This is a genomic window from Enterococcus songbeiensis (genome assembly GCF_005405265.1).
Lineage (GTDB): Bacteria > Bacillota > Bacilli > Lactobacillales > Enterococcaceae > Enterococcus_C > Enterococcus_C songbeiensis.
On sequence record NZ_BJDS01000032.1, the window covers coordinates 1 to 12,202 of the forward strand.

Genomic DNA, 12,202 nt, shown 5'->3' on the forward strand with positions numbered 1-12,202 from the left:
GAATTAAAAAGCAGGCAATAGAAGAAAGTTTGTTTGATAATGAAGAGGGCTCCTATACTAGAAATACGGACAAGTTGTTCGATATAATCTATTAAAGGAGCTTTTTATTATGCAGACAAAAAACACAGCGACAAGATATTCAAAAGAATTTAGAGAATCCATGATATCACTTAATCAGACCGGTCGGTCTGCGAACTCACTATCAAAAGAATACAATGTCAGTGTCTCTACACTTTCTAAATGGATACGTCAGGCAGATCCATTTGATCGAAATGTTCTTTCAATAAAAGAACGAGAGCTGTTGAAGGAAAATAAACAGTTAAAAGAGGAAATTGATATTTTAAAGCGAGCGGCGGTGCTTTTGGCAAAGAATTAATGCTCAAAGGACGAGCAACTGTCTTACGAGTCGTCCGTGCCAATTTATAGGCAAAGCACCGCATTACTCGTATTTTAACAGTCCTTAAAATACCTAGAACTACCTATTATGGGTATTTTAACTGGAAGCCAAGTGAACGCATGACCAGACGGCAACAGATAAAAGAACAGGTATTAAAATCCTGGTTAATTTACCCAATGTATGGATACCCAAGAATGACAAAATTTTTTAAAGAAGAGTTGAATATACCTGTCAGCCGTTACCTTATTTACCGTCTTATGCGTGAATTAGGAATTCAATCTCGGATGATAAAAAAAATGAAAAAACCTAAATCTTATATAATGAAGTGGCTCAGTTACCTAATCTAATAAGAAAAAAGAGTGACTGGTCAAAGGTTCTTTTAACCGATATTACGGATATTCCAGTGAGAGGAAAATGGGTGTATTTAGCTAGTCTCTATCATCCAGAAACCCGAAGGGTTATCTCTCATAAAGTTGGTGAAAATATGACAAAAGAACTAGCAACAAGTGTGCTAGAAAAAGTAGATTTACGGTCACAAGGAATAAAAATTGTAAACAGCGACATGGGGAGCCAATATACAAGCGACTTGTTTAATCAGACGTTAAAGAATAAAAAAATAAAGCACTCTTATTCAAGAAAAGGTTGTCCAGGGGACAACGCTAGAATAGAAAGCTTCCACTCAATTTTAAAACGGGAATATGTCAATTTTCAGTCATTTAAAACACTTGACGAAGCGATTGCTGGTATTGACAGTTACATTCGTTGGTACAATAATGATCGAATTTCTCTTATAGCTTAGCAAATCTCCCGTTTCAAAAAAAGACTATTGAAAGGGTTATTTAAGTGCCTTTTCTTTTGATCATAGATAAAAGTACCGCTTAAATTAGAGTCACTGGACCACAATTTCTCTTCATAAATTATTTTTAACAAGTATTAAGCAATTCTTTCGACTTTTTTTGTTCGGAGTATTGACATAGGAGCCAGACCCTCAAATGATTGATCTAACGATCTTTTGAAAGCCAAATATTTTCTAATCCCTTTATAGATAAAAAAAGCTTCGAAAATCCGAATTGGGTTTTCGAGGCTTTTTAATCATTCTTTTAAATTCTTCTCAAAAATAGCTAAACTTTTTTTCAAATTTTCATAATTTTGCATTTCTAAATCTATTTTTTTAAAAACCCCTGAACCTATTCCCAAATAATTAGCACCATTTTTTAAGAAAAAAGAAGCATTTTCAGAATTTACTCCACCCACTGCCATTAAAGGCAGTTCACCTAAAGGTGCTTGAACATCTTTTAAAAATGTTTCCCCTAATACCTTAACTGGAAAAACCTTGATAATATCAGCATTAAGCTCCTTCATTTCATTTATTTCGGAAGGAGAAAAAACACCTGGAACAGATATAATTTGATTTTTTTTGCAATAATCTAACATTTTTTCTGTCATTTTAACAGGCGACAAAACAAACTTAACACCTTTTTCATGAACTGATTTTAATTGTTCATAGTTAATGACAGTACCTGCGCCAATTATTAAATCAGGGAAATTATTTTTTAATTTTTCGATAATCCCAATTGCTTCATCATTAGCTAGAGGGATTTCCACTCCATATCTATTTTCAGCATTTGAAATGATCTTAGCCACTGTAGCAACCTCTTCATATGAATAATTTCTGAAAATAAAAGTAATTTTAGGAAAATCTTCCATTTTCACATTCTCACTACCTTTCTATATCTTCGTCATTATCATTTAAAAAATGTCTTAAATCATCAACTGTTGGTATTCCCTCAATGTCTCCTTTAACTTGAGTAACAATTGCACCAAAAGCATTGGCTCTAACAACGCTCTCTTTTAAAGATAACCCTTCGATCAATCCTGTTACAAGCCCTGCAGTAAAAGCATCACCTGCTCCTACAGCATCAACAATTCTTTCTACTTTAAAACCTTTTACATAATTACTTTCATCAGAACTAGCATAATAGGCACCTTCAGCTCCAAGTTTAATTACTGTTAAGTTAGGGCCTTCTTTTAAAATTAAATCTGCTAAAGTTTCAACATCTCTAGTATTAAATAATATTTCAGCTTCTATTAAACCTGGTAAAAAAATATCACTTAATTTCAATATTTCAAAAAATTTACTACGAGATTCATTAAATGTCCAAAGATTTTTTCGAATATTAGGATCAAAAATGACTTTAACATTATTTTTTTTAGCTATAGAAATGCTTTTCATTACTGCTTCGTAACAAGACTCACTTAAGAGTGGCGTAATTCCTGAAACAAATAAATACTTTGCTGATTTAATGTACTCCTCTTTTATATCTTTAGTCTCTATAGTTGAAGCGGCTGAATAATCTCGATAATAAGCAATCTTCATTTTATTTTCTCTAATATATTCTTTAAACATCAACCCAGTTTTATTGGTACTTACTTCTGTTACTTGAGATACATCAATTCCTTCACTAGATGCAAATGACTTTAAAGCTTTGCCAAATTCATCTTTACCAATCCTACTAATCCAACCAGAATGATGTCCCATTCTACTAACACCAGCTGCAACATTCATCTCTGAACCTGCAAAAGATCTTTCAAAATGAGTATTATATCTCATGTATCCTTGTTTAGTACTTGTTAAAACAACCATTGATTCACCAATTGTTACTAAATCTAATTTTTTTTTCATTTGTCACCACTCCGCAACTGTACCATCTGTATTTCGCCAAATAGGATTTTTCCAATCATGCGATACTTTTAACATTTCTTTAATCTTTTCTTCATTTACATCGATACCTAATCCTGGTTTTTTAGGCAGTGAGATAAAACCGTATTGATAACTAAATACTTCAGGATTATTTATATAATCTAAAATATCATTTCCTTTATTATAATGAATACCTAGGCTTTGCTCTTGAATAAATGCATTGGGAGAACAAGCATCTACTTGAACACAGGCAGCTAAAGCAATCGGCCCCAGAGGACAATGTGGAGCTAATGCTACATCATAGGCTTCTGCCATAGCTGCAATTTTTCTAGTTTCCAAAATCCCACCAGCGTGTGAAACATCTGGTTGAATAATATCTACATAGCCTTCTTGTAGGATATCTTTAAATCCCCACCTTGTATACATTCTTTCCCCCGTAGCAATTGGAATTGTTGTATGATTAGAGATAGTTTTAAGTGCTTCATTATTTTCAGCTAAAACGGGTTCTTCTATGAACATAGGATGATATACCTCTAATTCTTTAGCTAAAATTTTAGCCATTGATTTGTGAATTCTACCATGAAAATCAATTCCTATTTTAAATCCTTTACCTCCAGCTTTTCTAACACTATCTACCCTTTCTAGAACTGATTCTACTTTTTCAAAAGTGTCAATATAATGCATTTCCTCAGATGCATTCATTTTAACAGCGTTAAATCCAGCCTCTATTTGTTTCTTTGCCTCTTCTCCTACTTCTGATGGACGATCTCCACCTATCCAATTATAAACTTCTATCTTATCTCGACAAGGACCACCTAAAAGGTCATAAACTGGAACCCCCAAATATTTTCCTTTTATATCCCATAATGCTTGTTCAATACCTGAAATAGCACTTGTTAAAATTGGCCCTCCTCTATAAAAACCTGTTCGATACATTTGTTGCCATAAATCCTCAATATTCATTGGATTTTGATTAATTAAATAATAACTCAGTTCTTTAACTGCAGCTGCAACTGTATCAGCTCTACCTTCTACAACTGGTTCACCCCAACCAACTAATCCATCATCAGTAGTTATTTTTAAGAATAGCCAACGTGGTGGTACTTTAAATAATTCAATAGTTTTAATTTTCATTATGTTTTCCTTTCATTAACAATGCTTTACATTAAAAGACAATTCAAATTCAAAAGGTTTTGTGTAATTTTTATATTTCTCTAAAACATCAGGGCCACATGAAGCAGAACCAATTCCATGTTGTTTTTTATCAAGATATAAATATATGCCCTCTCCTTTTTCTAATTCATATTGATGCTGTGCTTCATCTAAATTCTCTTGTGAATAATAGCGAGCACTAAAATTAAATTTTTCTTTACCTGTTATTTCAAGATTTACTTTACTATCTCCTAAAATATTAAGGATCTGAACTTCACTTCGATTTCCGTTCTCTTGAGGGTAAATATAATCAAAACTTAATTCATCTATCTGTTTATCAAAATAGCCAAGTTTATTAAATACTTGTGTATCAGGATAACTTTCATGCGGACCTCGTCCAATCCACTGAGTTCGTTTGAAAATATTAGTAAGTTGAATTTCTATTCCAATTCTCGGGAGTGTTTCTGGTCCATTTTCTAAAGGAATACCTTTTATTTTCATAGTAATTTTTCCATCATTAGTAATTTTAAATGTAAAAACTACATTAATTCCCCAAGCAATTCCTGGACTTCCATAAAATTGATGAATAGAAAATTCTAATTTTTCCTCATTTAATTCATTTATTTCCACTTTCCTTGTTTGATGTTCTAATTGATGAACACCATACTTTTTCCATTCAATTTCAGATTTAAAATCATTATTAGTCATAGCACGCCATAAATTTAACTTAGGGTTTTCAAGCAATAATTCTTTTCCATTGAATTTCCAATTACTAATTTTACCATTAACTTTATCAATGATTAATTCATTTTCCAGTGAAAATATGTGAATTTCTTTTTCTGTCTCACGAACTTCCAATTTTCCCAATAATGGAGCAATCTTATTTTTGGTTTTCTTTAAAATAGAACTAACATCTAATTGATTCCAAGCAACAATATGCCCTTCTTTAGCCCATAAAGTATTTTTTGATAATTTTATTTCAACAGAAAAAGTTGCTAAATTTTGGAATGTGACTTGATTGTTAATTGGTATTTTAAAAGAACGACTATCTTTAGCTTCAATTTCATTTAAATCTAATTCTCCTGAGAGTTTAGTTACATTATCCAATTCTAAATTCCAAGTTGCTTGTAAATGATTTAAATTTGTAAAATCATACAAATTAACTAAATTTATTATTAGCTCTTCAGGATTATTTAAAAACTCTATTTTTACTGGTTCCTGAACCTTTTTAATATTCCAATATGCTGGTGAAGGCAATCTGTCTGGGGTAACCAGTCCATCAATAACAAAATTATAGTCATTAGGATAATCTCCAAAATCACCACCATATCCAAAAAATGATTGTCCCGATTCATTTTTTGTCAGCAAGCCTTGGTCACTCCATTCCCAAATAAATCCGCCTTGCAAATGTTCATACTTGTTGAATGTATCCCAATAGTCTTCTAACCCTCCTGGACCATTACCCATTGCATGGCCATATTCACATAGTAAATGTGGTTTTTTTAAATCTTTATTTTCTCCAATTTTTACAAGATCTTCAATTGATGTATACATAGATGAATTGATAGCTGATAGCAAAGAATCTTTCGTATATTGTTTTTTAAAAAAATCTTCTTTTGTTCGGGATTCTCCTTCATGATGAATTAATCTTTTAGGGTCACGCTTCTGAGCCCATTCTGTCATTTTTATATGATTAATACCATCACCTGATTCATTTCCTAAAGACCAAAAGATTATACTTGGTCGATTTTTATCTCTCTCAACCATTCTTCTCATACGATCCAAATACGCTTCTTCCCACTCTGGATTATCACTTAAATAATGAACATTACCAATTTTTTCAAATCCATGTGTTTCTATATCAGCTTCATTAATCACATATAATCCATAATAGTCACAAAGTTTATAAAAAATAGCTTGATTAGGATAATGAGAACTACGAACTGAATTAAAATTTGCTTGTTTCATCATCTCTATGTCTTTTATCATATCTTCATAAGTGACTGCTCTGCCAGTTGTTGGAGAACTATCATGACGATTTACACCTTTAAATTTAATTATTTTCCCATTAATTAAAATACTGCGATTTTTTAACTCTATTTTTCGAAATCCAACAATTTCTTGAACGGATTCAATTAAATCCCCATTTTTATTTTTTAGCAAAATAACTAGATTATAAAGAATAGGATTTTCTGCATTCCATGATTTTACATTTTTTAAAATTGTTTCAGTAAAACAAATCTGTTTTTCTTTACTTTTCTTTGATTGACTCATTACTAATTTTTGATTGTCATATAGTTTATATTCTATTTCAAGAATTTCATCAGATTTTTCGTTTAAATCTATTGTTAATCCAAAAAGCCCATCTAAATAGTCATCTGATAAATCAGCATCTACGAAATAATCTCGAATAAATTTTTTGGGTCTAAACAATAGAGTAACATCTCTAAAAATCCCACTCAACCACCACATGTCTTGATCCTCTAAATATGAAGAATCTGACCATTTATAAACAATTACTCTTACTTTATTCAAGCCACTCTTAATTACGTTATCTAGATTAAATTCCGCAGGCATCCGACTTCCTTTACTAAAACCTACATAATTATCATTTATCCAAAGTTCAAAAGAATTATCTACACCTTCAAATCTAATAAAACATTGTTTGTCTAATATTGCTTTCTCAGAAATTGTTACTTCTCTTTCATAAACTCCTGTAGGATTCATGTCAGGTACATACGGTGGATTAACTGGGAATGGGTACGAAACATTAGTATATTGAGGTTTACCAAAACCTTGTAAATCCCAATGACCCGGCACTGAAATTTTGTTCCAATTTTCTTGTTGATTATCTTCATTAATTTCTTGATTGGATACTGGTGATTGATAATAGCGAAAATTCCAATCACCATTCAAAAATTGAAAATTTTCTTGATTTTCAGGTTTTTCAATCCCATTTTTTACATACTTAAAATAAGTATCAGGTATAAAATCTGCATGTGGATACTCCACATTCTGACTAATGAAGCTTGGTGTATTTATTTTGTTCAAAATCTTGTCCCTCCTTATTTATTTAACAGCACTTCCTAACATTCCTGAAATGAAATGTTTCTGTAATACTAAAAAGAAAATTACTATTGGAATAGTTGCAATTGATAATCCCATCATCATTTGACCAAAATCTGTATATGTTGCACTTGATAAGCTAGATAGCGCTACTGGAAATGTGTACATATCACTGGATGTAGTAGCTACTAATGGCCACATAAAATTATTCCAAGAATTCATAAAAATTAAAATTGCAGCTGAAACAAGGGAAGGCTTCATAGGCGGCAATACTATCTTCCAAAAAATATAAAATTCAGATGCACCATCTAATCTCGCAGATTCTAAAATCACTTCAGGCATTGCCTCGAAACTTTGCTTCAATAACAAAATTCCCAATGGGTAAACTAGATTAGGTGCAATGAGAGCAAAATAACTATTTAACAAATCTAAATTAACCATTAAACTAAACAATGGAACAACTTTTGTCTGCATAGGTATCATCTGAGCAACTAATAAAACTCCCAATAAAAGATTAGCACCCTTAAATTTAAATTTCGATAGTGCGTACGCACACATTGTACTGATTGACAATGATAAAACTAATGTAATTAGAGAAACCACTAACGAATTTATTAGAACTCTTGTAATACCTATACTAGAGTCAAGATTAGTAAAATTCTCAATAATTTTTGTTCCTAGTGAAAAATTTGGTGGATATGCAAACATGCTACTTGATTCATTCGTTGCTCCAATTACCATCCAATAAAAGGGAAAAATTGAGAATAACAGAAAAATACTTAGTAATGCATATTTACCTATGCTCTTAGATTTTTTTAACATTCTATTTCTCCTTTGTTAACTTACTTTGAATTAAAGATAAAACTATAACAATCATCACAACAACATAAGATAGTGCTGAAGCATAACCAAATCTAGAAAAGTTAAATCCCGTTTCATAAATATATAATCCTAAAGTTTTAGTTGCATTAGCTGGTCCACCCTGCGTTAAGTTAAAAGGTTCATCAAATAATTGAAGTGTACCAATTGTTGAAAAGATTGTAGTAAATAAAATTACTGGTCGTAATTGTGGTACGGTTATACTAAAAAATTGTCGTATTTTATTTGCTCCATCAATTGATGCAGCTTCATAAAGTTCTTCTGAAATATTTTGTAATGCTGCCAAGTAAATCACCATATTATAACCGGTCCATCGCCAAGTTACTGTAATAATAATTGATATCTTTGCCCATACAGCATCAGATAACCAAGGTATTGGTTCAATGTTTATTCCTGCAAGCAACCCATTAATTAATCCATTTTTTTGAAGTAAAATTGAAAAAAGCAATGAAGTAGCTACTAAAGATGTTACAGCTGGCAAGTAAAAACCAACCCTATAAATAGCCTTTAATTTAATTAATTTACTGTTTAGAGCATTAGCCAAAATTAATGCTAAAAAAAGCATTATCGGAACTTGTACTACTAAAATTATTAAAGTATTTTTTAAAGATAGCCAAAATGTTTTATCTCCTAATATTTTTTGATAATTATTAAATCCTACGAATTGATATTTTCCTGCAACCATAGATTGAAAACTTAAAATAAATGAATAAATTATTGGGTATAATGTAAATGCTAAAAATAAAAGCACTACAGGAAAGATCATTAAATAAGGAAATTTTTTATTTTGAAACATTTGCTCACTCCTTCTTTAATTTTCATAAAAATACCGCAATTCTTGTAAAAATTGCGGTATCAAAATTTTAATTCTATTCAATCTGGTTTTTCAATTCATCATTTGCATTTTTCAATGCTTCTTCAATATTTTTACCGTCAAGAATTAATGATTGTGCAATTTTTATTTGTTCTTTCGCTTCTGCTGAGTATTGATTATATTTTCTTAAAGGAACTTCTGACAATTCATTACCAAAAAACTCATAAATATTTTGTCCACCAAAGTAAGTTAATGTTTCTTCAGGTAGTTTATCTGTTTCATAAGAACTCATTAAAGAAGGGAATATTCCGTCTGCCATAGCTGTAACTTGCACTTCTTCTGACAATGCAAAGAATTCCATAAATTCGTAAGCTAGTTCTTTATTTTCTCCTGAGCTAGGTATTAAAAAACTACTTCCACCAGCATTTGAAGCTGCTACGCTGACATTATTATCAGTAAATACAGGCAATGGGAAAACTCCCCATTTTCCACTTTGATCTTTTGCTTCAGCCATGATTGTACTGGATAACCAAGCCCCACTAGGTAGTGTTGCTACATCACCATTAACAAATGAAGCTGTTTGTCCATTCCAATCAGAAACACTTTCTGTCACACCAGAATCTACTAATTTTTTTATCATTTCCATGGATCTAATTGATTCTTTACTAGTAAATGCTAGTTCATTATCATTATTGAAATAGTACGTTCCTTGTTGGTTCATCATAATTCTATAGAAGATATCATTAGTATCCTCTTCAATAGGTACTAATTTAGCACCCGTTTTTTCATTCAAAACTTTCCCGGCTGAGATATAATCATCCCATGTAATAATTTTTTCTACATCAATACCAGCTTCTTTAAATAAATCTGTTCTATAAAAGACTGCTACTGGACCTACATCAAATGGAATTGCATAAATATCCCCCGAATCATTCTTTCCAACATTCAATTTGAATTCAGGAAACTCTGATTCATGACTAGAAAATCCTTCTTCAGACAAATTTACAAATGAGTCTGGATAATTATTTACATATTCTGGAACTTTATCATCTTCAATTAATACTATATCAGGCAATCCTTTTCCACCTGCCTGTAAACCTGTAGTCGTTTTTTTATAAACATCTTGATTAGCAATTTCTACTATTTCTAATTCAAAATCTTTATTTTTATCTTTGTACAATTCTCCAGCTTTTTCAATAATTGGTACATTGGTATTCCAAGCCCAAACTGTTAATTTATTGTTTTTTTCCTCTCCACTTTCTTTCTTCGATGTTCCACACGCAGTAATACTTAAAGCCAAGCCAACTAATAATAACGATTTAACTATTTTTTTCATCAGGTTGAACCCCCTTAATTTGATAAGGTGAGTATAACACCACTTCGTTAGGAAACGCTAACAATTTTCAGTAAAAGAAACATGTAAAATTTAAGTAAAATTTTACATTTACAAATCTTCTAATTTATTAATTAATATTTGCTCATTAATAATTAAATTCCCCTCCATAATCTTTTCTGATATATCACTATTTTCACTGTATTTCAAGTCATTATATATCGAAAGTGATTGTACTTTACCCCCTCTTCCTTTTTTATTTTTTTTGATATAAAATTCCTTATATATAGATGACATATCTTTTTCGATGACATCTAATACTCTTTTATCTAAATCGATCATTCGATAAGTTTTAGGTACTTCAAAAATTTCTTTAAATAATTGAAAATCTATAGTAATACTTTCTTTTTCAGCTTCTAATAAAAAAAGGAAAAACGCTTTAGAATATTTACTTTCCAATTTCGAATAAATAAATAATTCTTGTAATTTAATATTATGAAAAAGAATATTAAATACTTTATTTGATTCTTGGTTAATATTAAGTACTATATTATTAGTTTTTAAAAATTCAACTGCTTTAAAAGTATTAGCAATTTTAATAGTGCCATTATCTTCACTTTGAATTTTTAATTCTAATAAAATATTACAAACACCTAGATACTCATTTGAAAAAGAATGATTTTCTAATTTAATTTCCTTTTGCACCGAAATATTATTTTTTAATTTTTGAATAATTTCATCTAAAAAAATAATTTGTTCTTTAGTTAATTGGAAAAGTTTTAATTGATTCAAAATTTGCACTCTCTTAGTAATTTTCATATAAATCTCTCCTAACATGATCGCCGATTAATTAATTCTGTCGATACAATAATTTTTTTTGATACTGGTGGTTTATTATTAACAATATCAATCAACGTGCTTACAGCTAAGCTTCCCATCCATTCACTATAAACACGAACTGTGGTTAAAGAAGGATAAATATATTTTGCAATACTTAAATCATTAAAACCAATCACTCCAATGTTGTCGGGAATGACATACCCCATTTCTTGTAATCCACGTATTGCTCCTACAGCCAGTGTATCTGTGACAGTTAATAGTACTGAACTATCGTTTATTTTATTAGTACTAAAAAAGTCTGTCACTAGATTAAAACTTGATACTTCACTACTTGCACAATATAAAATTGTTAAAATTTCTATTTGATCTTCTTTTTTCAACAGATTTTCTAAAAACATAACTTTTTTATCTTCCAAAAAATCGTTATTAAATTTCTCTTCTGTTAAAATATAAATATTTTTTATTTTTTTTTCTTTAATATGATTTATAACGGCTTTAGCAGCTTGTTCATAATCAACTAGTAAAGAATTGAATCCCTCAACCTCAAAATCTACCAGAATAGTATAATCCGAATAATTTTCCATTTTTGCAATGTCTTGATCAGAAAAATAACCAACCGCAATAAGTCCATCAGTTTTTTGATAACTTAATTGATCAATTACAATTTTTTTTAAATTAATATTCATTTCTTTACATCTTTTCTCTATTCCTAAAACAATTGAAAAATAATATAAATTTTCTAATTCTTCCTCTTCATCAAATTGGCTTATGAGGCAAAATGTAGCTCCAACAGACACCAAATTTTGTTTATACTTTGTATAATTCAATTGTTCTGCAGCAATGAAAACTTTTTTTCTAGTTGAATTACTAACTACTAATGTAGTATCACTATTTAAAACTCGAGATACTGTTGCAATTGAAACCCCTGCTAATTCTGCTACATCTTTAAGCGTTGTCATTTTATAATTGCCTCCTTAAAATAATTATCTCTATTATAAAAATATACTACTTTTTTTATAT

9 protein-coding genes and 1 pseudogene are annotated in these 12,202 nt (G+C 30.2%); 1 reads left to right on the forward strand and 9 read right to left on the reverse strand.

Translation table 11 applies throughout. The annotated features are described in order from the left end of the window. Positions 1 to 109: 109 nt before the first annotated feature. Positions 110 to 1,196, forward strand: a pseudogene (locus FFM66_RS11090) (IS3 family transposase). 293 nt (positions 1,197 to 1,489) lie between these two features. Here FFM66_RS11090 and FFM66_RS11095 read toward each other — a convergent pair. The 9 genes from FFM66_RS11095 to FFM66_RS11135 form a co-directional block, all read right to left on the reverse strand. Continuing rightward, entirely contained in the window at positions 1,490 to 2,041 is a 552-nt protein-coding gene (locus FFM66_RS11095) for a bifunctional 4-hydroxy-2-oxoglutarate aldolase/2-dehydro-3-deoxy-phosphogluconate aldolase (protein WP_171000838.1), read from the reverse strand. Positions 2,042 to 2,117: 76 nt separating this feature from the next. Then, positions 2,118 to 3,080: a sugar kinase gene (locus FFM66_RS11100; RefSeq protein ID WP_137605940.1), complete on the reverse strand. Its 963-nt coding sequence runs from the start codon at positions 3,078 to 3,080 to the stop codon at positions 2,118 to 2,120. A 3-nt stretch (positions 3,081 to 3,083) separates the two neighbouring features. After that, positions 3,084 to 4,232 (reverse strand): galactonate dehydratase, encoded by a 1,149-nt coding sequence (gene dgoD, locus FFM66_RS11105; RefSeq protein ID WP_137605941.1) that lies wholly within the window; start codon positions 4,230 to 4,232, stop codon positions 3,084 to 3,086. A gap of 15 nt (positions 4,233 to 4,247) precedes the next feature. Further along, positions 4,248 to 7,301: a glycoside hydrolase family 2 TIM barrel-domain containing protein gene (locus FFM66_RS11110; protein ID WP_137605942.1), complete on the reverse strand. Its 3,054-nt coding sequence runs from the start codon at positions 7,299 to 7,301 to the stop codon at positions 4,248 to 4,250. An 18-nt stretch (positions 7,302 to 7,319) separates the two neighbouring features. Next, positions 7,320 to 8,138 (reverse strand): carbohydrate ABC transporter permease, encoded by an 819-nt coding sequence (locus tag FFM66_RS11115; protein ID WP_137605943.1) that lies wholly within the window; start codon positions 8,136 to 8,138, stop codon positions 7,320 to 7,322. A gap of 1 nt (position 8,139) precedes the next feature. Beyond that, complete coding sequence (locus FFM66_RS11120) at positions 8,140 to 8,991, reverse strand: carbohydrate ABC transporter permease (RefSeq protein WP_137605944.1); 852 nt, start codon at positions 8,989 to 8,991, stop codon at positions 8,140 to 8,142. Between the two features lie 73 nt (positions 8,992 to 9,064). Continuing rightward, positions 9,065 to 10,345 (reverse strand): ABC transporter substrate-binding protein, encoded by a 1,281-nt coding sequence (locus FFM66_RS11125; protein ID WP_137605945.1) that lies wholly within the window; start codon positions 10,343 to 10,345, stop codon positions 9,065 to 9,067. A gap of 108 nt (positions 10,346 to 10,453) precedes the next feature. Continuing rightward, a complete protein-coding gene (locus FFM66_RS11130; protein ID WP_137605946.1) occupies positions 10,454 to 11,161 on the reverse strand; it encodes a hypothetical protein in 708 nt (235 codons plus the stop codon). Between the two features lie 11 nt (positions 11,162 to 11,172). Next, on the reverse strand, positions 11,173 to 12,141 hold the full coding sequence (locus FFM66_RS11135) for a substrate-binding domain-containing protein (RefSeq protein WP_137605947.1): 969 nt from the start codon (positions 12,139 to 12,141) through the stop codon (positions 11,173 to 11,175). Positions 12,142 to 12,202 lie beyond the last annotated feature (61 nt).

What these genes read in the sequence shown, in the direction of transcription:
- FFM66_RS11100 (WP_137605940.1), bottom strand. Translation starts at nt 3,080, where the DNA reads ATGAAAAAAAAATTAGATTTAGTAACAATTGGTGAATCAATGGTTGTT.
- dgoD (WP_137605941.1), bottom strand. Translation starts at nt 4,232, where the DNA reads ATGAAAATTAAAACTATTGAATTATTTAAAGTACCACCACGTTGGCTA.
- FFM66_RS11115 (WP_137605943.1), bottom strand. Translation starts at nt 8,138, where the DNA reads ATGTTAAAAAAATCTAAGAGCATAGGTAAATATGCATTACTAAGTATT.
- FFM66_RS11120 (WP_137605944.1), bottom strand. Translation starts at nt 8,991, where the DNA reads ATGTTTCAAAATAAAAAATTTCCTTATTTAATGATCTTTCCTGTAGTG.
- FFM66_RS11125 (WP_137605945.1), bottom strand. Translation starts at nt 10,345, where the DNA reads ATGAAAAAAATAGTTAAATCGTTATTATTAGTTGGCTTGGCTTTAAGT.
- FFM66_RS11130 (WP_137605946.1), bottom strand. Translation starts at nt 11,161, where the DNA reads ATGAAAATTACTAAGAGAGTGCAAATTTTGAATCAATTAAAACTTTTC.
- FFM66_RS11135 (WP_137605947.1), bottom strand. Translation starts at nt 12,141, where the DNA reads ATGACAACGCTTAAAGATGTAGCAGAATTAGCAGGGGTTTCAATTGCA.